The 22,833-nt window shown below is 69.8% G+C and carries 17 protein-coding genes; 8 read left to right on the top strand and 9 right to left on the bottom strand.

Annotated elements, in window-relative coordinates; translation table 11 throughout:
• Positions 1-189: 189 nt before the first annotated feature.
• Both ACFYUV_RS06490 and ACFYUV_RS06485 read left to right on the top strand, forming a co-directional pair.
• A complete protein-coding gene (locus ACFYUV_RS06490; RefSeq protein ID WP_387665671.1) occupies positions 190-633 on the top strand; it encodes a hypothetical protein in 444 nt (147 codons plus the stop codon).
• Positions 634-689: 56 nt separating this feature from the next.
• The gene (locus ACFYUV_RS06485) at positions 690-4,898 is read left to right on the top strand and encodes an NACHT domain-containing protein (RefSeq protein WP_387665669.1); all 4,209 of its coding nucleotides are present in this window, start codon (positions 690-692) and stop codon (positions 4,896-4,898) included.
• A gap of 1,058 nt (positions 4,899-5,956) precedes the next feature.
• Here ACFYUV_RS06485 and ACFYUV_RS06480 read toward each other — a convergent pair.
• Positions 5,957-7,597: an ATP-binding cassette domain-containing protein gene (locus ACFYUV_RS06480; RefSeq protein WP_387665667.1), complete on the bottom strand. Its 1,641-nt coding sequence runs from the start codon at positions 7,595-7,597 to the stop codon at positions 5,957-5,959.
• Positions 7,598-7,696: 99 nt separating this feature from the next.
• On the opposite strand from ACFYUV_RS06480, the gene ACFYUV_RS06475 reads away from it, so the two are divergent.
• Entirely contained in the window at positions 7,697-8,404 is a 708-nt protein-coding gene (locus tag ACFYUV_RS06475; RefSeq protein ID WP_387667447.1) for a TetR/AcrR family transcriptional regulator, read from the top strand.
• 13 nt (positions 8,405-8,417) lie between these two features.
• On the opposite strand, the gene ACFYUV_RS06470 is transcribed toward ACFYUV_RS06475, so the two are convergent.
• The 5 genes from ACFYUV_RS06470 to ACFYUV_RS06450 all read right to left on the bottom strand — a co-directional run bounded on the left by ACFYUV_RS06470 (position 8,418) and on the right by ACFYUV_RS06450 (position 13,416).
• Positions 8,418-9,248, bottom strand: a complete 831-nt coding sequence (locus ACFYUV_RS06470; RefSeq protein WP_387665664.1) for a BTAD domain-containing putative transcriptional regulator — start codon at positions 9,246-9,248, stop codon at positions 8,418-8,420.
• 176 nt (positions 9,249-9,424) lie between these two features.
• Positions 9,425-10,252, bottom strand: a complete 828-nt coding sequence (locus ACFYUV_RS06465; RefSeq protein WP_387665661.1) for a TIM barrel protein — start codon at positions 10,250-10,252, stop codon at positions 9,425-9,427.
• A gap of 17 nt (positions 10,253-10,269) precedes the next feature.
• Entirely contained in the window at positions 10,270-11,091 is an 822-nt protein-coding gene (locus ACFYUV_RS06460) for an SDR family NAD(P)-dependent oxidoreductase (protein WP_387665659.1), read from the bottom strand.
• The gene (locus ACFYUV_RS06455; protein ID WP_387665656.1) at positions 11,081-12,406 is read right to left on the bottom strand and encodes an alcohol dehydrogenase catalytic domain-containing protein; all 1,326 of its coding nucleotides are present in this window, start codon (positions 12,404-12,406) and stop codon (positions 11,081-11,083) included. Before ACFYUV_RS06455 ends, ACFYUV_RS06460 begins: the two co-directional genes overlap by 11 nt.
• Positions 12,403-13,416: an ROK family protein gene (locus ACFYUV_RS06450; protein WP_387665653.1), complete on the bottom strand. Its 1,014-nt coding sequence runs from the start codon at positions 13,414-13,416 to the stop codon at positions 12,403-12,405. Before ACFYUV_RS06450 ends, ACFYUV_RS06455 begins: the two co-directional genes overlap by 4 nt.
• Before the next feature lie 345 nt (positions 13,417-13,761).
• Between ACFYUV_RS06450 and ACFYUV_RS06445 the strand changes: the two genes are divergently transcribed.
• Complete coding sequence (locus tag ACFYUV_RS06445; RefSeq protein WP_387665651.1) at positions 13,762-14,898, top strand: sedoheptulose 7-phosphate cyclase; 1,137 nt, start codon at positions 13,762-13,764, stop codon at positions 14,896-14,898.
• Between the two features lie 105 nt (positions 14,899-15,003).
• Entirely contained in the window at positions 15,004-15,561 is a 558-nt protein-coding gene (locus tag ACFYUV_RS06440) for an NUDIX domain-containing protein (protein ID WP_387665648.1), read from the top strand.
• 63 nt (positions 15,562-15,624) lie between these two features.
• Here ACFYUV_RS06440 and ACFYUV_RS06435 read toward each other — a convergent pair whose 3' ends face one another.
• Positions 15,625-16,248 carry a DNA-binding response regulator gene (locus ACFYUV_RS06435; RefSeq protein ID WP_387665646.1) on the bottom strand — a complete coding sequence of 208 codons (624 nt, stop codon included), beginning with the start codon at positions 16,246-16,248 and terminating at the stop codon, positions 15,625-15,627.
• 455 nt (positions 16,249-16,703) lie between these two features.
• Between ACFYUV_RS06435 and ACFYUV_RS06430 the strand changes: the two genes are divergently transcribed.
• From ACFYUV_RS06430 to ACFYUV_RS06420, 3 genes are all read left to right on the top strand, one after another.
• On the top strand, positions 16,704-18,185 hold the full coding sequence (locus tag ACFYUV_RS06430; RefSeq protein WP_387665643.1) for a DHA2 family efflux MFS transporter permease subunit: 1,482 nt from the start codon (positions 16,704-16,706) through the stop codon (positions 18,183-18,185).
• Complete coding sequence (locus tag ACFYUV_RS06425; protein ID WP_387665641.1) at positions 18,185-19,333, top strand: ATP-binding cassette domain-containing protein; 1,149 nt, start codon at positions 18,185-18,187, stop codon at positions 19,331-19,333. Before ACFYUV_RS06430 ends, ACFYUV_RS06425 begins: the two co-directional genes overlap by 1 nt.
• A gap of 92 nt (positions 19,334-19,425) precedes the next feature.
• Positions 19,426-20,262: a methyltransferase domain-containing protein gene (locus tag ACFYUV_RS06420; protein WP_387665639.1), complete on the top strand. Its 837-nt coding sequence runs from the start codon at positions 19,426-19,428 to the stop codon at positions 20,260-20,262.
• Between the two features lie 51 nt (positions 20,263-20,313).
• On the opposite strand, the gene galT is transcribed toward ACFYUV_RS06420, so the two are convergent.
• A complete protein-coding gene (galT, locus tag ACFYUV_RS06415; RefSeq protein WP_387665637.1) occupies positions 20,314-21,414 on the bottom strand; it encodes a galactose-1-phosphate uridylyltransferase in 1,101 nt (366 codons plus the stop codon).
• Positions 21,411-22,733 carry a glycosyltransferase gene (locus ACFYUV_RS06410; RefSeq protein WP_387665635.1) on the bottom strand — a complete coding sequence of 441 codons (1,323 nt, stop codon included), beginning with the start codon at positions 22,731-22,733 and terminating at the stop codon, positions 21,411-21,413. Before ACFYUV_RS06410 ends, galT begins: the two co-directional genes overlap by 4 nt.
• Between the last annotated feature and the right edge of the window lie 100 nt (positions 22,734-22,833).

The raw sequence follows: 22,833 nt of genomic DNA, 5'->3' as shown, positions 1-22,833 counted from the left end.
ACAGCCACTTTCAGTTCATCGACTGTCTGGCAGGCCCATTCTGGGGCCAGGTCGGGACCTGATCGAGGACTGGTTCGCTCGGCTCTGCTCGGACGCCCATGCGGACGTCAGGGGACGGCTGCACTCCAGGAACAACCGGCATTCCAGGGAGCCTTCTTCGAGTTGTACCTGCATGAGTGCCTTCTCCGGATGGGCTACACCGTGACTTGCCATCCGGAAGTCGACGGGATCAATCACCGCCCGGACTTCCGCGCAGAGAAGGACGGCGGCGCGGTCTACGTCGAAACTCGATCAGCGTCGTCCAGCAACGTCGCAGTGGGCGCGGACGCGAGGGTCAACACCCTTTACGCGTCGCTCGACAAGCTCGACAGCCCGAACTTCTTCCTGTGGATCAACGTGGAGAGGCAAGGGGGCGGCCCGCTCCGGGCTCGCCCGCTGCGCTCCACTCCGGCTAGGTGGATCGACGACTGGGCGGGCGAGGTTTCTCTTCCACGCCAGCCATCGCGCTACGCCTTTGCCATGTACGACCACTTGCAGCAGGGTCACGGGGAACTCGACCTCGCCTCGATCCTCGCAGCTGCCGAGCTTTCAGGTCGATCGGGGATGTGGCAAATGAGGCGGAACGGCCACTAAAGTGACCACCTTGGACCGTGCCTAGCGTTGTTTCTGCCGCCGAAATGCGAGACTCCGTGACTCAACTCCCTGAGATCAACTGGCATCAGATCCGCGGCAAGGCGCCGTCAGGGTCGCGTCGTGACGGGTTCGAGGAGCTCGGTAACCAGCTAATGATTTACGGCGGTCTGGTCACGTGGCCGTCCAGCACGACGTTTACCACGTTTGGCAACCCCGACGGGGGACGGGAAGGACGAGGCGAACTGCCTGGCGGCGCGGTCTGGGGATGGCAGGCGAAGTACCTGTTCACGCTTGACGACGACGCTCTCGCGCAGATCGACAAGTCGATTCGCCGCGTCCTGACGACCGAGCCCACTCTTGAGCGATACTACGTGCTCATGCCGTACAACCGGCCCGGCGGTGATACCGCCAAGACGAAGAGCGCGTGGACGAAATGGAACGAGCACGTCAGGAGATGGGAAACCGCCGCCGTATCGGCAGGTAGGACAGTGACGTTCGAATACATCGGCGAGACCCAACTCAACGAGTGCTTGCTCCAGCCGTCGCAAGCGGGGCGACTGCGCTACTGGTTCGATCTGGACGTCTTCTCGAAAGATCGACTCCGCCAGATTGCGGCTCGGGCCGAAGCCGATGCAGGCGGTCGATATAGCCCCGCACTGAACGTGGAACTACCCATCCGCGCCGTCTTCGACGGCCTGGCCCACACCCCTGCGTTCGAACACGACATTCGGAACGCACTGGCTACCCTCCGCAAGGCCCGCGGCATCTATGGCCTGTCGGTGCCCAGAGAACGCCCAGACTTGTTCGAGCCTGCGATCGCGATGCTAAACGAGCGCCTCGATGGCCTCGAAGAGCTAGTTACCGAAGCCGCAAGGCAGGCCCGGCAACCACATGGGGTGCTGCCCGACTTCACCCCAGCGATCGTGGCCATGGAGGCTCCCTCAGCGAGCGTCTCGGACCTGCTCCGGCAGCATTGCCTCAAGGATCGCTATTACACCGACAACGCGGGCAGCCTCTACGGCCAGCTCGCGGCGATTCGATCAGCGGTTGCCGAGCTGAACGAGCTGCGCGCCGGTCGTGCATGGCGTGGCTTCGAGGCAGCAGCCATCCTCCTCACCGGCACGGGCGGCGCGGGAAAGACTCACCTACTGTGCGACCTCGCCAAAACGCGTGCCGCGAACGCCTTACCAACGATCATTGCGCTCGGTGAGCAGTTCGAACACGGTCCCATCGAAGCCGACCTGGGTAGGATCATCGGATTTCAAAACCCGGCAAGCCAGCTACTGACCACCTTTGACGCCGCCTGCCAGGCCATCGGCGAAATCGGCCTAATCGTCATCGACGGGTTGAATGAATCGGCCGACCGGCTGCTGTGGAACAAATACTTGTCCAGCTTCCTCAACGACGTCGCCAAGTACCGTCACATCAGACTTGCCCTCTCCTGTCGCACCGAATTTCTCGCCGACACGTTGTCGGATATATTGCAGGCTCGGCTCCCTGTGTTTCAACACACTGGATTCGAGGAGGTTCCTCGCGACGCAATTCGGCAGTTCCTCGACTGGCACGGCATCGAGCGGCCCTCATTCCCGATGATGGACCCCGAATTCACCAATCCGCTGTTCCTCAAACTCCTCTGCACGGCACTGATGACCAGCGGAAAGCGCCGCTTCCCTCGCACAGGCATCGGAACATCGTGGATCTACGACAGCTTTCTCGACGCGATGGACATTCGACTCTCAGCCGAGGAACGCTGCGACTATGACCGCACCAGCGAGCTCGTCCGCCGCGCCGTCGAGCAAATCGCCGCTGCCATGCACGCCCAAGGTCGCAGGCTGCTCAGGGCGGACGTCGACCGCATCACGTCAGCGCTACTTCCGGACCGTAAATGGAGCCAGAGTCTGCTCAACGGCCTGCTGAAGGAGGCCGTCCTAGCAAACCTCTCGATCGACGGGACCGAGTACATCAGATTCGGATACGAGCGGCTCGGTGACATCGCTCTGGCGAAGCTGATCGCGGCGGACGGCCTTGATGGGGCGAAGGCTGAAGTGAGCCGGCTGGCCGAGCGATGGTTCACCAATGCGGGGGTGTTGCAGGCCCTAGCCGCGGTTCTTCCCGAGGTGTTCGGCGTCGAATTGATCGACATACTGCAGATCTCGACCGCTGAGTATCATCCGGATGCTCATGCCGACTTTCTGCTCAGCCTCGGTTGGCGGAAGCTCGAAGCGGTCAGTGATCGCACTGCGGAGATCGTCATGGAGCTCCAACGCAACCCGGACTTCACCGATGACGCCAACGCCGCCGTGCTGCAGGTTGCCACCGTACCGGGCCATCCGCTCAACGCCGAGTGGCTGCACCGTCAACTCGCCGAGCTCACCCTGCCTGAACGGGACGTAACCTGGTCATACTTTTGTGACCGACAGGACGAGCTCGCCGGTCATCTCCCCGGTTTGATTGATTGGGCGTGGTCGGAGGCCAGCACCGATGCCAACGACGAGACCCGCTATCTCGCGGCACTCGCTCTCTGCTGGACGTTGTCATCCTCTCATCGCCCTACGCGAGACGACGCCACAAAAGGAATCATCGCACTGCTGGAGCCGGCGCCGCATCTCTACGACTCGATTCTGCAAGGCTTTGTCAACGGCGGCGACGACTACATCGAGGAGCGATTGCTGGCTGCCGGCTGCGGTATCGCCCAACGTACCTTGAGCCCGAATACCGCTATCGGCATCGCCAAAGCGGTACTCAACTTCACCCTTGGCCGACGATACTGGCCACAGAATTACCTCAGCCGAGACTATGCACGTCGCGCGATGGACGCTGCATTGGAACACGGCTGGCAGCCCAGTATTGAGGGCCTCGCCACGCGCGTCCACCCGCCGTATGTCTCGGACTGGATCGCGCCGCAACGGTCACCGGCCGAGGTCGAAGAGCTAGCCGGGCCACCGAACTATAGATATAGCGCTATCCACCATCCCGTGATGTCCGACTTCGACGATTTCCGCAAATACGTTGTCGGCTCCCTGGTCCGCAGCTTCAAGCTCGATGACGAGATCGATGCCGATTACCTCGGCACAATCCTATTCGAGCAGGCTCTTGAACTCGGATGGACACCGGAGCGCTTCGGCATCATCGACCGGAACCTTCCGCGAGCCTCCTCGCCGGATGGCAAGAAGCACGATGGATACGCACAGAAGTACCTCTGGATAGCCTTCAACCAACTCGTCGGTCGCATGACCGACCGTTATGGACTCAACCCGAGCCGCCGCGACGACCGGCGAACGCGCTACGAGACGCCCCTTGACATCCACGGCCACGACATCGATCCGACCATGCTGCAACGCCGAGCCGAGAATCGGGTCTACGCGGACACTCCCGCCACCTGGTACGCACCCGTCGCCGCAACCTTCCCAGAGCACCTCGATCCCGAGTGGGTGACCAACGACGAGCACAGCCCGCCGGTCGACCGTCTCCTCATCTGCACGAACGCGGCAGGCATAATCTGGCTGGTGCTGGAGGGCCATTATCAGTGGTCGCAGCCACAGAACCCAGACGACGCGGCCGCGGGCATCCCTCACCACACCATTTGGGCCCAAATCCGCTCATACCTCATCGACGCGACGGACGCCGACGTATGGGCGCAATGGGCCGAAGGTAAAGACTTCTATGGCCGATGGATGCCCGAGTCAGGGAGCCCGTCCGGTCTGCTCCTCGCCGATCACCCGTACAAGTCCGACTGGCCTGACCTGGAAGATCGAAACGGCACCCGCTACGGGGAAATGTCCTTGCCGGGGGGCCTCATTGTCGCGACGACCCGATACGGCGGCGTCAATGACTGGGACCAATCGGCAAGCAAACACCTCTACACATTTCTGCCGTCGACGGCGTTCTGCTCAGCGTTGGGCCTAGAGCGTATCGGCGACTTCCAGTGGGGAAGAGCGGGCACGTTGGCGGTGGAGAGCTTCGCGGCCCGCGGAGTGGGTCCCGACACCGTACATGTCACCGCTGAAGCACTTAGCGCGGCGCTCGCTGCGAGCGGGCAGTGCCTGCTGTGGACAGTTCTAGCGGAGAAGGAGACGACCATGTCCGAATATCAACGGCCCCCCGATGGGGAGCCGTTCTCTCGCAGCTACTCGGCGTCATATCTTTTTGACGGAACCAGCATTCGACTGCTTGACGCCAACGTGCGCACCCTGCACGTTGCTGGAGACAGCTCAAACGAGACTTCTTGGAACTTGCCTAGAGACATACCGCTTGAGCCAGCGTAGGTGAAGCAAACACTCACAGTCGGGGGCTCACGCCACTTAGTCTGATGTGGAACTGCAGTTGAGAGGCTCCACTCATGTGCCGATGAGAACGTTCCTCGACATCCTGCGCCGGGTCGCCCGGCTGCTCCATGGCTGCTCGCACATCTTGACCGTCACCGGACAGCCACCCTTTTTGCGACCACACCCAAAGGGATGAATTGGACATAATATCGACGGTCAAGAACGCATGGTTGCTCGGTGGTTGCTCGCGTGTACACGATACAGCGCGATACACATAGGCACAGGCCGACACTCCGGCCGTGAGGATCCCGCGCACAGCGATACAAAACAACACTCCGCGGCACTGGGCGACATCAAAAAAAACCACTCATAATCCGTGGGTCGTGGGTTCAAGTCCCACCCGCCCTACTCTTCAACACCGCATCCGACCTGGGGTTTCTGCTCTCGTGTGCGGACGGTGTACGCCGGTAGATCATTTAGACCGCCATCGTCAGCTCGGACCCCGGCGACGACCAAGACCAAGACAGAAGGCCTGCACGACCCCGCCCGTCAGCGATGACCTGTTGCAGGGGCAGGTCCCGCCCCAAGCCGCCCCGTCCGGGTTCGACAGGCATTTCCCACCAGCAGATGAAAGATCCGCTGTGGGCCAGGCGTTCGACGGCGGGTGCGTGGGCGCATCTGAACAGGCCGTGCGGCCAGGGAAGGCTCGGCAGCGGCACCAGCCGTATCCCGTTGACGCCGTGCAGCAGACGGCGGCGTTCGGCCGGGTCGGTGCAGCGCTGGGGGTAGAGGGCCGTTTCGTCGGCGGGCAGGCGCACGTCCTGGCGCAGCAGGTCAGCGTTCTGATCCTCGGCGGGGGTGAAGGCCGGGAGTCCGGCACTTCGGGGTCGAAGGTCAGGCCGCCGGCCATGGGCGATGCTCCACGTTCCCAGCCGCCGCTCCGGCGCAGCATCTGCCAGACCTGGCGCTTCTCAGCGCGGGCCGGGAGCGGCGAGCGGGGACGGCGCCGGATCCGCATGGGCGAGCGCGCCCGATGTTCTCCCTGGAGGGCGGGCGGCTCACGAGCCGATGGCCCGCTTCCCGGCGGCCCGGCTCTCGGTCCAGACCGGTTCGTCGCTCTCGTAGATGCTCCCGTCGCCGCCGAAGATGAGGAACCGGTCGAAGTCTGCGGCGAACCAGCGGTCGTGCGTGACGGCCAGGACCGTGCCGGAGAACCCGTTCAGCCCTTGCTGCAGCGCCTCGGCGCTGGCCAGGTCGAGGTTGTCGGTGGGCTCGTCGAGCAGCAGCAGGGTCGCGCCGGACAGTTCGAGCAGCAGGATCTGCAGACGGGCCTGCTGGCCGCCCGAAAGGGTCTCGAACCGCTGGTTGGCGGCCGGGGCCAGCTCGTAGCGGGCGAGAGCGGCCATCGCGTCGTTGAGGATGATCGGGTGCTCGGACATCACCAGCTCGACCGGGGTCCGGCCGTGCAGGGCAGGGTCGGTGTGCGTCTGCACGAACCGGCCCGGCACGACCCTGGCGCCCAGCCGGGCCGAGCCGCTGTGCCGCACCTTCGGCACCGCGCCGTCGGCGGCCTGCTCCAGCAGTTGCAGGAAGTGTGACTTGCCGGTGCCGTTGGAGCCGAGCACGCCGACGCGCTCGCCGTACCAGATCTCGGTGCTGAAGGGCCGCGTCAGGCCGGTGAGTTCCAGGCCATCGCAGATGACCGCGCGCTTGCCGGTGCGGCCGCCGCGCAGGCGCATCCGCACGTTCTGCGGCCTGGGCGGGCGCTCGGGCGGGCCGGCCTCCTCGAAGCGGCTCAGCCTGGTACGCGCGGCGCGGTAGGAGGAGGCCAGCGCGTCGTTGTTGGCTGCGGTCTGCTGCAGGGTGTTGACCATCTGCTTGAGCCTGGCGTGCTCCTCGTTCCAGCGGCGGCGCCGCTCCTCCAGACGGCTGATGCGTTCCTCGCGCGCCTTGGCGTAGCCGGCGAAGCTGCCGCCGTGCGTCCAGACCCCTCGGTCCTCCACGGTGACGATCCGGTCGGCGGCGTTGGCCAGGAGCTGGCGGTCGTGCGAGACCAGCAGCACGGTCTTGGGCGTGGCCTGCAACCGGCTCTCCAGCCACAGCTTGCCGGCCACGTCGAGGTAGTTGTCCGGCTCGTCCAGCAGCAGGACCTCGTCCGGGCCGCGCAGCAGCGCCTCCAGGACGATGCGCTTCTGCTCCCCGCCCGACAGTGTGGTGACCGGACGGTCCTTGACCTCGTCGTAGGACAGGCCCATGGCCTCGGTGGCGCAGACGTCCCAGACCACCTCCATGTCGTAGCCGCCGACGTCGGCATAGTCGGCGGCGGCCTGGGCGTAGGCGAGCTGAGCCGCCTCGTCGTCGCGGGCCGCCATCGCCGCCTCGGCCCGGACCAGGGCCGAGGCGGCGGCGCGGACGCGGTCGGGGGCCACCGACAGCAGCAGGTCGTGCACGCTGCGGTCGTCACGGATGCTGCCGATGAACTGCCGCATCACGCCCAGCCCGCCGGAGGAGACGACGCGGCCGTCGTCCGGCTGCACGTCGCCGGCGATCAGCCGCAACAGGGTGGTCTTGCCCGCGCCGTTCGGCCCGACCAGCCCGGCCTTCGCTCCGTCGCCGACGCGGAACGACACCTCGTGCAGGAGCAGCCGCCCGTCCGGCAGCACGTACGTCAGCCGGTCCACCTCTACATGTCCCGCCACAGCTGGCCCTTCTTGCGCTCGTCACTCTCTGGACCGATGGTCTAGTACAGGATCAGCGATCTGGAGTCCTGTCGTCATATTAGACTTCCGTCCGTGGATATGAGCAAGGCGGGACCGACGACAGGAGGCGCTGGGGGCGTATGGCTGCGGCCGGCCACTCGACCGGGGCGCGAAGGGCCGCCGCTCACCCGCGAGCGGATCATCGCCGAGGCGCTGGCCCTGCTCGACGAGGAGGGCGTCGACCGGCTGACCATGCGCCGGCTCGCCCAGCGGCTCGGCACCGGCTCCACCACCCTGTACTGGCACGTCAAGACCAAGGACGACGTGCTGGACCTGACGCTCGACATGATCTTCGGGGAGATCGAGATCCCCGCACGGGACAACGGCGACTGGCGCGGCGCCGTCATCACGCTTGCCAACCGGTGGCGTGCGGTGCTGCTCAAGCACCCCTGGTCGGCGGTGCTGCTGGGCCGCCCCATGCTCGGACCGAACGTGCTCACCCGCAGCGAGTTCCTGTACTCCACCCTGGTCAAGGCCGGTGTCACCGAACCCCACCTCACCGGCGCCGCCTACAGCCTGTCCAACTACATCATCGGATCGGCGCTGATGCAGGCCACCTGGTCCACCAACGCCGAGCCGGGCGTGCGGCAGGCCGCCGGCGAGCACCTGCGTGCCAACCAGGACAGCTACCCGATTCTCGCCACTCACGGCCCCCTGGTCGCCGGTGACGACTGGGACACCGGCTTCGGCTTCGGCCTCACCTGGCTGCTCGACGGCATCGCGAAGGTCGCCGGCGCCGGCGCGTGAAGCCGCCCGGCGCTCACGACACGCGCGGGACCATCAACTCCTGACGGGCCCGCCAGCCGCGGATGAAGTTGCCGCCGCACATCGGGCACTCCTGGTGCGAGGCCGCCCCCAACCGCCGCCGCCTGGCCGCCGGGACGTCCAGCTCCGGGGAGGAGGCGAGCACGGCCCGCTGCAACTCGCGCAGCCGGTCCGACGGTTCCAGGCCCAGTTCCTCGACCATGGTCCGGCGCAGGCGCTGGTAGGTCTCCAGCGCGTCGAGCGTGCGCCCCATCCGGTACAGGGCCACGATGAAGTGTCCCTGGATGGTCTCGTCCATCGGGTTGCTCCGGCTCAGCGCGGCCAGCTCGCCGAGCAGTTCGGCGTGCAGCCCTAGCTGCAGCCCGATCTCGTTGCGTTCGTGCAGCGTCTTGGTCCTGGTCTCCTCCAGGCGGACCACCTCGCGTTCGAGCGTGTGGCCGATCGGGACGTCCACCAGGGTCGATCCGCGCCACAGCGCCAGCGCCTGGTTGAACAGCCGGAAAGCCTCGGCCGGATCGCCGGCGCGCCTGGCCCGCCCGGTCAGGCGGTCGAAGTCCTCGATGTCGCGCGATCCGGCCGGCACCGAGAGGAGATAACCGCCGTTGGCGGTGACGAGCAGATCCTTCGGACTGCGGGACGCGTTCCGGCCCAGCGCGACGGCCAGCCGTTTGCGCAGTTGCAGGACGTAGGTCTGCAAGGTGGTGCCGGCACTGCGCGGCGGGCGTTCGCCCCACACCTCCTCGATGAGCACGCGAACGGGCACGATATTGTTCGCGTTCAGCGCCAGCACCGCGAATATCTGTCTCGGTTTTCCAGCAGTCGGCACGATATTCACATTGTTTTTACGGGCAATAAGCGGTCCAAGAATCTTGATTTCCAAGGCGAGAATGCCCCCTTGTCCGGTTCATCTCTTACAACTCATCCTGACAGATGGACAAGGGCCTGGCCAGTGATATCCTCATTCGCCGGTCCGGTCATTTTACCGGGTGCGGAATTAATCTCTCACGGGCCCGTTCCGCGGGTCTGATCCGCTGTCGCCAGCCGGTGGCGGGCGGCCGCGGCGCGCGCCCAGGCGAGGTCCGCGGCGATCCGGCCGGCGCGGCCGTCGCGGTAGTCGTTCTCAAGGACGAGCGCCCGGACGGGGTGCCGCTGCGCGCCCAGCGCGGCGAGCGTCTCCTCCAGCCGCGCCGTCCCCATGCCGAGGGCGGGCATGTCACCCACGGCCGGCGGGCCGTCCTTGAGGTGCACCTGGTCGGCGAGTGCCGGGCCCAGCGCCTTGACCAGCCGTGCCGCGTCGAGGCCGACGGTGACCGGGTTGTAGGTGTCCAGGGCGAGGCGGAAGGCCTGGGAGGCGACCTTCTCCACCAGTGCCCGGGCGTCCTCGTCGGCCAGCACGTTCTCGCTGGCCAGCAGCAGGCCGCGGGCGCCCGCCTCGGCAGCGGCCCAGGCCAGCAAGCGCGCCGTGCGCGCGAACGCCCTCGGTCCGTCGATGGCGCTGCGGCGGAAGCTCGGCACCAGGACCAGCGGGACGTGCAGCTCCCGCGCGGTGTCGAGCAGGCGGACCAGCACGCGCCGCACCCGTGACTCAGTCCGGCCGCCGGGCGATGCGGCCAGGCCCAGGTCGTTGAGCACGTTGCCGGCCACGGCCAGGAGGGCGACGCCGGTCGCCGACGACGTCTCCAGCAGCGCGCCGACCCGTCCCGGCGCGTCGGCCCACCCGCCCCGGCCGGGACCGCCGAACTCCAGCTGCACCCCCTCGGCGCCGACCCACGCCGCCAGCCGCAGCGCCTGCTCGCCCGAGCAGGGCAGCCGCCATTCCGCGAGGCCCACGACAGGCCCCTGCCCGTTCACGACCGCCCCCGGCGGCTCGGCGGCGTGGGCCGGGAGGGGGTGGGGGCGCTTCGGGGGGTGGGCTGGGGCGTGGGGCGGCTCTGGGAGCGGGGTGTTCGGGCGTGGGCCGGCCACCAGGTGCCGTCCTCGCCCACCACCAGGCTCTCGCCGTGATATTCGGGTCCCGGCGCGGTGCTCAGCGCCACGGCGAGCCGGGCGAAGGCGGCCGGCCGCATGTAGGAGCCGTAGTCGAAGCCGGGCGCGCGCCGTCTGCGGATGCCGGGCGTGTCGACCATCTCCGCGGGCAGCACCTGCACGATCCGCACCTCGGCGGGGTCCTCCTCCTGCGCCAGCGAATCAAGCAACGCCTTGGCCGCCGCCTTCGTTGCGGCGTAGCCACTGCGTTCCGGCCCCGCGTTGAACGCGACCTCCGAGGAGACCCCCACCATCAGGCCGGGCGCCGCGGCGCGGAGCGCGGGCAGGGTGGCGGCCAGGGTGAGCCAGAGCCCGGTGACGTTCACCTCGAGCTGGTGGCGCCACTCGGCCTCGGCGGTGTCGCAGAACCTGGCCCGCCGCTCGCCGTAGTGGACGGCCGAGAAGCACACCATGTCGAGCCGGCCGGAGCCGAGCCTGTTCAGGCGTTCCCGGGCCTGCCCCGGGTCGGCCAGGTCCACCTGGCACCACTCCCACGCCGCGTCGCGGGGCTCGGTGCGGCTGCAGACGACCACCTGCGCGCCGGCGTCGGACCAGGCCTGGGCGATCGCCCGGCCGATGCCGGTGGATCCGCCGACGACGAGGGCCCGCCGTCCGCGCAGCGGTTCCGCACGGTCAGCTATCATGATCGTTTCCTTCCTGGGGTGCGGAGGCGCCGACGTGGACGGCCAGCTTGATCAGGCGTTCGCCGTCGATCGTGCGGTCGGCGGATCCGGCGAGCGCCCGAAAGTGCCGGACGGCGCCGGCCAGGTCGCTCTCGTGGGTCAGCAGTTCGCGGTACCGTCCGGGGACGGCCCGCAGTTCCCTGACGGCCGTGGTGAGATGGCGGTTGGCCACGCCCCTGTGCCCGAACAGGAGGACGCGGCGGCCGGCGCCGGTGACCGTCTCGTGCACGACGGGCACGGCGGGGATCCCGCCGCAGTTCGCCGCCCGGACGGCGGCCATGTCGACCCCGGGCAGCAGCGGCGTGCGGGCCTCCGGCGGCACCCCGCCCACCAGGTCCACCACCGCCGTGCCCGCGCCCATGGCGAGCACCCGGTCCAGCATGGGGACCGTGGCGTCGCGGGGGGTGGCGAGCAGGACGGCGACCACGTCCCCGGTCCCGGCACGGGTCCGCCTGCCGGCCCCGGCACGGGCACGGCCGCCCGCCCGCGTGCCGGCATCGTCGCCGGCCCACCCACCGGGCGTTCCGGGGCGGCCGAGGTCGTCGGCGAGGATCAGCGCGTCGGCCGGGCTCGCGGCCTGCCTGCTCCAGGCCAGGCCGGCCGCCGTGTGATGCACGTGCACGACGCGCGCCGGGCCCAGCCACCTGCGGGCGGCGCGGACCGCCAGGTGCCCGACCGTCCCGTCCCCGACGACCACCAGCGTCCCTGGAGTGAAGCGGCGCAGGGTCTCCAGCGCGTAGCGGACGACGGCCAGCGGTTCGGCCAGGACGGCGAGCTTCGGCTCGGGGAGTTCGTCCTCCCCCACGGCGAGCACCATCCCGCCCGTCACGGCCGCGGACGGCAGGAGCACCCGCTCCTGGAAGAGCCCGTCCACGTTGTGCCCGAGGAGGAAGGACGGGTCGTGCGGATGGGTCGGGTTGACCAGGACCCGGGTTCCCGGCTCGATGTCCGTGCCGGGACCGGCCCGCACGACCCTGGCCAGCCCCTCGTGCCCGATGACGCACGCGCCGTCGTCGCGCAGGCCGCGCAGCATCTGGATGTCGGTGCCGCACAACCCCGCCACCTCCACAGCCACGCTCAGTTCGCCCGGCCCCGGTTCGGCCGTGACCCGGAGGCCGACGGCGAGCGAGCGTCCCGAGCGGACGATCGCACGATGCCGGCCGATCAGGAAGTCACGGCCGGTCGCCCGGTGGCCGGCGGTCGCGCTGTCCCGGCCGCCCGTGCCGTGCCCGCCGCTCGTGTCGTGCCCGAGGGCCGCGTCGTCCGGGGCCGTCATGAGCGGGCCGTCCGCTCGGCGGCGAGGCCCGCGCCGACCAGTGGATCGGCCTCTCCCTCACGGCACACGAGCAACCGCTCCGCGATCGACTCCGGGGCGAGCGCGCTGGTGAGGTAGATCCCCTGGGCGTTCAGGTGCGCCAGCAGCGCCCGGCGGTAGTGCGCGCCGAGCGCGTGGACGACGCCACCGGTGAACGCGACGACGTCCAACTCGGGGTCGAGGCACAGCGCGGAGCGGACGACGTCCGCGACGGGCCGCGTCGCCGCCCGCAGCAGCTCTTCGGCCACCGGGTCAGCCGCGTCGAGGGCGGCCGGCAGCAACGTCTCGAACGGCCCCGGGCCGTCGAGGGCGCTGCCGCGCCAGGCGTCCGGGTCCCGCTCCCGCAGGACAGCGGCGAGCCGGCGGATACCGGGCCCGGAGGAGTAGGAGGAGACGTGGTCCGGTTGCCCGCAGTCGCAGGCCAGCGTGACCGGGCGGCCGGCGATCGAGGTGGTGGCCGGCAGGTGGCCGATCTCGCCCTGGAGGCCGCAGCCGTCCACCGGGATCTCGCCGCTGCGCCGGTCGAGCGTCCGGCCGGCGATCCCGGTGCTGACGGTGACGAGCAGCAGCTTGCGGCAGCTCGCGCCGACCGGCCCGGCTGCCAGATGCAGCAGCGCCGCCGTCACGTCGTTGACGACGTGCCAGCGGACGTCCGGCCTGGCCCGGGCCAGCGCGCCGGCCAGGTCGAAGGGGCGGGTGCACGAGCCCCACAGCGGGGCGGAGGCGTAGACGATTCCCGAGCGGTGATCCAGGGCGGCGCCGAAGGCCACGCCGGCCACGCCGTCCGCCGGCACGGCCTGGGCCATGGCGGAGACCAGGCGCGCTCGGAGCTCGTCCACCGGCTCGGCGGCTCCGTTGGCCAGACTGGGTGTGGCCACCCGCCGGACGGCGGCCAGCCCGCCCCGCCGGCTCCACGTGGCCCAGCGCAGGTGCGTGCCTCCCACGTCCAGGACCGCGATCGACTGCGACAAGACCGGCTCCCCTACGTCGGCTGATCGGTCCGGCTGACGCTACGGCCGCCCGCTGGAGTACCGGTCGAACCACCGGGCCCGCGCGCCGGCTCCCCGCCCGACGCACCCGCCGCCCCGGAGTTGAGCTGAACTTGAGCAGCGGCGTCGAAACTCGCATCCGACACGGCCGGTTTGCTCGTCGGGACCGGCGCCGACAAGGAATCCGCACGGGCAGACGACTCGGCGGATGGCTGATGAGGGAGCGTCATGCCGGTATCGGCGCAGACTGATCAGATTCCCGAGCAGGGGTTGTTCGCATCCGAAGGGCCGGGTGGGCCATGGTGGCGGCTGAACACCAGGCAGCCCGTGAGCTACGAGGTGCGGCTGCACCCGCGGCTCCTCGACCCCGCAGACCCCACCCTGGCCGACGCGGGCGCCGCCGCCGCACAGCCGGCGGGACGAGAGCGCCGCAGGCTTCTCGTCGTCGAGAGCACCGTGTACGAGCTGTACGGTTACGAGATCTCCCGGTATTTCACCGAGCAGAAGGTGGACTACGAGGTCCTGGTCATCGACGCGCACGAGCGCGTCAAGACGATGGACCTGGTCATGAAGGTGGTCGCGGCCATGGACGGGTTCGGCATCGTCCGGCGCGCGGAGCCGGTCATCGCCTTCGGCGGCGGCGTGCTGACGGACGTGGCGGGGCTGGCCAGCAGCCTCTACCGGCGCTCCACGCCACACGTCCGGGTGCCGACGACGCTGGTGGGCATGATCGACGCGGGGATCGGCGCGAAGACCGGGGTCAACCTCGGCCAGCACAAGAACCGGCTGGGCGCCTACCACCCGGCGGTGACCACGCTGATCGACACGCAGTTCCTGCGCACCCTGGACGAGCGCCACATCGCCAACGGCCTGGCCGAGATCCTCAAGATCGCTCTCATCAAGGACGCCGGGTTGATGGAGCTGCTGGAGAGCGAGGGCGCGCGGCTCATCTCCGAGCGCATGCAGGCCACTGACAGTCTCGACCAGGGGCGGGGCGCCAAGGAGGTGATCCGGCGCGCTATCCAGGGCATGCTGTCGGAGCTCCAGCCGAACCTGTGGGAGCACCGCCTGACCCGGCTCGTGGACTACGGCCACTCCTTCTCCCCTGCCATCGAGATGCGCGCGCTGCCCGAACTGCTGCACGGCGAGGCCGTCTGCGTGGACATGGCGTTCTGCACGGTGCTGGCGCGGCATCGGGGCTGGCTGACCCGGGAACAGCAGGACCGCATCATCCGGCTGATGGGCGAGCTGCGGCTACCCTCCTGGCACCCCGTGTGCACGTCGGCGCTGATCACCCGAGCCCTGCAGGAAACCACGCGGCACCGGGACGGCCGCCAGCGGCTCCCGCTTCCCGTGGGCATCGGCCAGGCGTGCTTCGTGGACGACCTGACCGACACCGAACTGATCGCCGCTCTGGCCGAGCTGCGGGAGCTTGGGCACCTGCGCGAGGACGTCGCCCTCTGACGCCCGCGGGACGGCGGGGGCGGGCGGCTCGTGGCGGATCCGGGAACGCGCCTCGTACAGTGTTGAGGCCGATGATCGCCGTGACGCCGGGAGGTAGTCGTGCGTATGCTCCGTTCGCGTCTGATGTACCGCAACGCGTGGATGTCGGTGCGGGAGGACGACGTCGAGCTGCCGGACGGCTCGGTCGGCCTGTACGGCGTGGTCGACAAACAGGACTTCGCCCTGATCATTCCCGCCGAGAACGACGGTTTCCACATCGTGGAGCAGTTCCGCTACCCCGTCGCCGACCGCTGCTGGGAGTTTCCGCAAGGGTCCTGGCCTGCCCATGCCCCGGGCGAGCCCGGCCCCGGACGGTCGCTGCCGGCGGAGGCGGTCCGCCTGGCCGCCATGGAGCTGCGCGAGGAGACCGGCCTGTCCGCTTCGTCCTTCACCCACCTGGGGCGCGTCCACGCCGCGCACGGCTATTCCAGCCAGGGCTGTCACGTGTTCCTGGCCGAGGGGCTGACCCGGGGCCGGCCGCAGCGTGAGGCCACCGAGGCCGACATGCGGCAGCTCTGGGTGAGCGAGAGCGACCTCGACGACATGGTGGCCACGGGACGCTTCGTCGACGCCATGTCGCTGGCCGCGCTGGCCCTGCTCGGCCGGGCCCGCCGGGCCCGCTGAACCCGCCGCGCCCGGCCGCCGCACCCGCGGTCACCTGGCCGGTGTCCCCGGCCCGCCCGTCTGTCAGCAGGCGTCGAACAGGGCCTCGGACTCGTCCGCGGGCAGCAGCCAGCCCGACTCCTCGGCGATGCGGATCGCGTCCACCCGGTTGCGCGCGTCGAGCTTGGTCACGATGGTGGCCAGGTAGTTGCGCACGGTGCCGATGCTCAGACCGAGGCGCCTGGCCACCTCGCCGGGCTCGGCGCCCGTCGAGATCATCTGCAGGATGTCCGTCTCGCGCTTGGTCAGGGGGTTCGGCTCCGCGTTCAGCACCGCGATGACCAGCTCCTGGTCGACGACCTGCTCGCCGGCGGCTATCGCCTTGATCCCCCGGGCCAGCTCGTCCGTCGAGGAGTCCTTCAGCAAGATTCCTGAGACGTTCACCTTCATCGCCCGCCGCAGCAGCTCGGGCGATTTGTGCGCTGTGACCAGCAGGGCCCGGCAGGCGGGGGTGTGCTTGCGCAGCTGGGTGACGGCGGTGAGGGCCGAGCCGCCGCTCATGTCGGCGTCGATGACGACGACGTCCGGACGGCAGCGCTGAGCGGTGCGCTGCACGCATTCCCACCGATCAGTCTCGCCCACCACGGTGATGTCGGCTTCGAGCTCCAGCACGGCCGCGATGGCGCCGCGAATCAAGCGCGAATCCATTGCCAGCATCACACTGAGCATCTGTCCCCCAAGAGAAATCACTTGAAATTTCGGCAGCGCGTGATTGACAGACAATTATCAAGCCCTGACTCAATGTTAATTCCGACGTCCTCCTCCAGGCCACGGAGCTGCTGACACATAAGGGCCGAGGTATGGCAGTGCAGGGCCGAAGTTTAGTGATCTATTGCGGAGAATATGGAATGTCATACACCGATGTCAACCCTTACATGCACATATTGAGGTCAGCGGGAAATGTTGCGGTCACCGCAAAAACACGACGCACCGGGGACCGAAAGTCGGGATTGCCGCGAATACCGCATTTCCTCGTCCGCGCCCGACCTCCACAGCAAGTGCGTCCGGCCCACCGCGTTACTTGCTCCCAAAAGGCCGCACCAGTACATTGGTCCGCAACCGGATCAACGTTCCAGTGGTAGCTCAATGTTCAAGGAGCTCGTGTGAAGAGTGCGAGGAGCACGGGATCGACGGCGGCCGGCGCGACACGGTGGTGGGTCCTGGCCCTCGCCGGGACGGCCCAGCTGATGGTCGTGCTGGACTCCACGGTGGTCAACATCGCCCTCCCGTCCATGCAGGACGATCTGAAGATGTCCGACGCGACGCGCGGCTGGGTGGTGAGCGCCTACACCCTGGCGTTCGGCGGTCTTCTGCTGATCGGCGGCCGGCTGGCCGACCGCTTCGGGCAACGGCTCGCCTTCGTCGCGGGCCTGCTGGGCTTCGCCGCCGCCTCGGCGCTGGCCGGGCTGGCGCCCAACGCGCCGCTGCTGTTCGCCGGGCGGGCCGCGCAGGGCGCCTTCGCCGCCCTGCTGGCGCCCACCGCGCTGTCCCTCATCACCACGACGTTCACCGAGGCCCGCGAGCGCACCACGGCGTTCGGGGTGTTCGGGGCGCTCACAGGGGTGGGAGCGGCCATCGGGCTGCTGGTCGGCGGGCTGCTCACCCAGTACCTGTCGTGGAACTGGTGCCTGCTGATCAATGTCCCGATCACCGCGCTGGCGCTGGTGCGGGTGCCCGCCGTCATCCCGGCCACCACACCGGTGCGCGGCAGGCCGCTGGACCTGGCCGGGATGGCGCTGAGCATGCTGGGCATGCTGGCGATCGTCTATTCGCTGTCCGAGATGGCCACCCAGGGCTGGTCCAGCCCGCTCGTGCTGGCGTTGCTGGCCGTCGGCCCCCTGCTGCTGGTCGCCTTCATCGCCTGGGAGGCCAGAAGCAGGCATCCCCTCCTGCCGCTGCGCGTGCTGCGCGACAGGACGCGGGCCGGCGCCTTCCTGGCGATCGGGCTGCCGCAGGTCTCGATGTTCGGCTTCTTCCTCTTCCTGACCTACTACCTGCAGCAGATCCTGGGCTACAGCCCGCTGCAGACCGGCCTGGCCTTCCTGCCGCTGTCGCTGGCCATCGGCGTCGGCTCGACGGTGATCACCAAGATGCTCGAACCGAAGCTGAGCCCCCCGGCGCTCATCATCCCGGCCCTGCTCATGATGGCGGCCGGCATCGCGCTGCTCATCGGCGCGGGGCCCGGCGGGTTCTCCGTCTACCTGACGCTGCTGCTGCCCGCCGAGCTGCTCATCGGCCTCGGGCTCGGCTGCGTGATCGCGCCGTCGATCAGCATGGCCACGGCGGGCGTCGGCGCCGACGACGCCGGGGTGGCCTCGGCCACCGTCAACGTGGTGCAGCAGCTCGGCGGCGCGATCGGCATCGCGCTGCTCAACACCGTCGCCACCACCGCGGCCGCCGGTTACCTGGCGACGTCCGGCACGAGCGACGCCCGGGCCCGCGCAGACGCGATCATGCACGGGTTCAGCGTCTCGCTCGCCATCGCGGCCGCGATCGTCGTGGCGACCGCCGTGATCGCCGGCTTCATGCTGCGGTCCCGGGCCACCCTGCCGCTGCCGGAGAGCCGTGAGGAGGAGGTCGCTTAGTGGCCCGTCTGGACGTGGCCGGTCTCACGTACGTACTGCCCGACGGGCGCACGCTTCTGGACAGCGTCTCCTTCCAGCTCGGCCCGGGGATCACGGCCGGGCTGGTCGGTCCCGCCGGGTCCGGCAAGTCCCTGCTGCTGCGGCTGATCGCCCGAGAGCTGCGGCCCGCCGCCGGCCGGATCTCCACCGAGGGGGCGATCGGCTACCTGCCGCAGGAGCGCGGCGCGACGTCCGGGCGCAGACAGGCGGCGCTGGAGACGCTGTTACGCGGGTCGCACGAACTGCTCCTGCTCGACGAGCCCGACGACCACCTCGACGTGAGCGGCAAGGAACGGCTGGAGGACCAGCTGCGCGGCAGCGCCAAGACGGTGCTGCTGGTCTCCCGCGACCGCCAGCTGCTGGCCAACGCGGCCAACCGGATCATCTTCCTGGACCAGGGCCGCCTCGGCACGCACGGCGGCGGCTACGCCACCTACAGCGGCTCCCGGTGCCCCCGGCCGGCGGGCGCGGGTGCCGCCGAGCTCGGCGGCGAGCACGCCTTCACCTGCCGCCGGCTGCGGTTCGCCGGCCTGACTGCCCCTTTCGACCTGCGGGTCCGCTTCGGCGAGCGGGTCGCGCTGCTCGGCTCCGACGACGCGGGCCGGGCTGTCTTCCTGTCGCTCCTGGCCGACCCGCCCGGCCCGGGGCAGGCCGCGGCGCCGTACCGGGGGATCCTCGACGTCCACCCTCGGGCGCGGGCGATGCGCCTCGATCACCGGTGGCCCGGGCCCGGGCTGAAGGGCCGGAGCGTGGCGGGCATCGTGATGGACCAGCGCCGGTGCGGGCGCGAGGAGGCCATGGCCCTGCTGACCCGCTACGGCATCTCCAGGGAGTGGATGCGGCCCTACGAGACGCTGCGCACCGCCCAGCGCCGGGCGCTGCGCATCCTGCTGGCCGAGGTCGAGGGGGTGAACCTGCTCCTGCTGTCCGACCCCACCGGGGACCTGGACGTCCCCGGCGCGGAGACCGTGCAGCACGCCGTCCGCGGCTTTCCCGGCGCCGTGGTCGCCAGCACGTGCGACCGCTGGCTGACCGCGGAGTTCCCGCGCCTGCTGCACTTCTGCGCCGACGGCCGGGTGCGCGAACCCGGGGCCGGCGCCCGGTGCTGACCGCCGCCCCGCGCTCCACCTCGGCTCAAGCCCGCCGCTCTACGTTCACGGTGCACCCAGCCCCCTGCCACGACGCCTGGAAATGAGGAGCCATGAACCGGCAACGCCACGACGAGATCGCGCGCTTCTACGACGACGTCACCGACCCCTACGTCGAAGCGTGGGACGGCAACCTGCACATGGGCTACTGGGAGACGGCGGCGGCGCGGCCGTCCATCGCCGAGGCGACCGACCGCCTCACCGGCGAGGTGCTCGACCGGCTGCGGACGAGCCCCGGCGACCACGTACTCGACGTCGGCTGCGGCATCGGCAAGCCCGCGCTCCGGCTGGCCCAGGAGCGAAAGGTCGACGTCGTGGGCGTGTCGATCAGCGAGCAGCAGATCGAGATCGCCGCCGCGTCGGCGCGGGCCGTCCCGATGCCCACCCAGGTCACCTTCCGCACGGCCGACGCCATGGACCTGCCCTTCCCCGACTCCAGCTTCGACGCCGTCCTGTCCTTGGAGGTGCTCCACCACGTGGCCGACCGCGCCGGGGCGCTGCGCGAGATCGCCAGAGTGGTGCGGCCGGGCGGCTCGGTCGTCATCGCCGACTTCGCGCTGCGTGCCCCGGTGCCCGAGGAGCACCGCGAGCTGGTGGACCGGTTCGCCGCCGCCTGCAACCTGGTGACGCTGACCGAGATCGACGAGTACGTCGCGGAGTTCACCGGGGCGGGGCTGGAACTGGTCGAGGTGACGGACGTGAGCGAGCACGTACGGCCTTCCATGCGCCAGCACGCCGAGGCCATGGTGGCGGCCCGCGACCGCCTCGGCCCCGTCGTCGGGGCCGGCAACCTCGACCTGATGGTGGAGCTCACCGAGCGCTATGCCGAGCTGCCCCAGTTCGGCTACGTCATCCTGCGCGGCGAGGGCCGGCGGACAGCGGCGGCCTGAGGCGGGACGGCGGCGGGCCGCCCGCGGCCCGCCGCCGCGGGCGGCCCGCCGTCACCCCAGCTCGCGCAGCCTGGCCGCGGCCGACTCCGGCGGGATCTCGTTGACGAAGACGTCCATGAGCAGCTCGGAGCCGGCCAGGTGCTTGAGCTTGGCGGGTGTCCTGCGCACCGTGAACAGCTCCAGGTGCAGGGCGAACTCCTCCCGGTCGGAGATCGGTGCCTGGATCCAGGAGGAGATGTAGGGCGCCGGGCCGGCGGCGCCGAACAGCCGGTCGAAGCGGCGCAGCAGGTCGAGGTAGACGCCGGGGAACTCGGCCCGGGCGGCGTCGTCCAGCCCGGTCAGATCAGGCACCCGGCGGCGCGGGTACAGGTGCACCTCGTAGGGCCAGTGCGCGGCGTACGGCACGAACGCCGTCCAGTGCTCGGCCTCGACGACCAGGCGCCTGCCGTCGGACGACTCCTCGGCCACCAGGTCGTCGAAGAGGTTCCGGCCGGTCGCGGACCGGTGCCCGGCCACCGCCGCCAGCACCCGCCGGGTCCGCGGGGTGACGAACGGGTAGGCGTAGATCTGCCCGTGCGGGTGGACCAGGCTCATGCCGGTCTCTTTGCCGCGGTCCTCGAACAGGAACACCTGCTCGACGCCGGGCAGGTGCGACAGCTCGGCGGTGCGGTCGGTCCACACGTCGAGGACGAGCGCGACCTGTTCTGCGGGCAGGTCCGCGAAGGAGCGGTCGTGGTCGGCGCTGAAACACACCACCTCGCAGCGGCCCGCCCCGGGCGCCGCCCGCCACGCCTGGCCGGGCCGGCGCAGCGCGTGCAGGCGCTCGCGGGCGCTTTCTGCGTCGCCGTCGCCGGCCAGGGCCGGGAAGCGGTTCTCGAAGACGGCCACCTCGTAGTCGTCGGCCATGATCTCGCTGTTGCCCTCCGGGGACGGGCACAGCGGGCATTCCTCGGTCGGCGGGTGGTGGGTGCGTCCCTGCCTGTGGGCGGCGATCAGGACCCACTCCTCGCGCAGCGCGTCGTAGCGGATCTCGGTCGTCCTGGCCGGGGCGGTGGCCGGACGCGGGTCCACCGGGTCCCTGACCACGTCGTCGCGGGTGTCGTAGTAGATCAGCTCGCGGCCGTCGGGCAGCTTGGTCGTCGTCTTCCTCATCCGCGCACGCTCCCTTCGGCGGCGGGCCGGGACTGCGGCAGCCCGGCCAGGCTCTCGATCAGCGCGACCGCGCGCCGCGGCCCGTCGTGTCTGCGGTACTCCTCCTGCAACTGGCGGGCGCGGCGGCGGTAGGAGTCCGTGGCGAGCACCGTGCTGACCGCGCGGCGCAGCGCGTCGGCCGACAGGTTGCGGCGGCTGAGCCCGATGCCCACGCCCGCCCAGTCGACGCGGGCCGCGACCTCGTGCTTCTCCTCGGTGGCCGGCGCGACCACGAGCGGGACCCCGTGCGACAGCGCCGTGTTGACCCCGCCGTAGCCGCCGTTGGTGATCATGACGTCCACTCGGGGCAGCAGTTCGAAGTGCGGGACGAACCGCTCCAGCCGCACGTTGGCCGGCAGGGGGCCGAGGTCGAGCGTGTCCGGGGGGACACCCGTGGTCGCCACCACCGTCACGTCCAGGCCGGCCAGCGCCTTGAGGCCCGGCGTCAGCAGCCGGCCGGCGTCGTTGGCCACCGTGCCCTGGGTGAGGTGGACGACCGGGCGGCGCCCGTCCAGCTCGTCCCACCAGGCGGGCGGCTGGAACCCCTGGGGCGGCGGGCCGACGAAGGGCCCGACGAAGTGGGTCTGCGGCAGCATGTCGGTGCGGGGGTACTCGAAGGAGGGCACCGTCCCCATCAGGTACAGGTCGGGTGGGTGGACGATGTTCTCGAACGGGCCGGCGCCGATCGGTCTCAGCCCGGCCCGCGAGCGGGTCACGTCGGCGTCTCTGCGCACCTCCCGCAGGGGTTTCAGCAGCGTGCGGGAGAGCACCTTGAGCGCCCTGTTGCGCAGCCGGCCGGCCGGCGAGGCGGCAGGGGGCAGGCCCAGTCCGAGCGGAGCGGTGTCGCGGCTGCCGAAGATGTAGATGGAGGTGGCCACCCAGGCGATCGGGATGCCGCGCCGCTCGGCGGCGAAGTTGGCGCCGAAGATCGTCTCACCGGAGACGATCACGTCGGCGGGGAACTCGTCCAGGATCTCCAGGATGTCGACCATCTGACCGTAGGCGGCGCGGAAGAAGATGTCGCGGAAGGCCGCGACCATGCTCCGCACGCCGGTCAGCCCCGCGTGGTGCGGGAACGCCTCCTCCCTGGTCCTGCCGCCCCAGTCGTGCCCGCGCGACATGGGCACGAACACGGCCCCGGCGGCCTCGACCTTGGGACGGAAGGCCCGTCCCGTGTACCAGCGCACCTCGTGGCCGGCGCGGACGAGCGCGCGCGCCACCTCCACCATCCCGTTCACGTGACCTTCGCCCGGCGTGGTGGCGACGAGGATCCGTCCCATCGGCTCACGTCCCTTCTCGTCTCGTGGAAGTCCGCGTGTCGTGGAAGTCCACGTCTAGCCCTCGGCGGTGGAACTTCCCTCGAACGGGCCGGCGCCGTTT

This window comes from Nonomuraea sp. NPDC003560, assembly GCF_042878785.1.
Classification (GTDB): Bacteria; Actinomycetota; Actinomycetes; order Streptosporangiales; family Streptosporangiaceae; genus Nonomuraea.
This window is presented reverse-complemented; position numbering and strand designations above follow the sequence as displayed.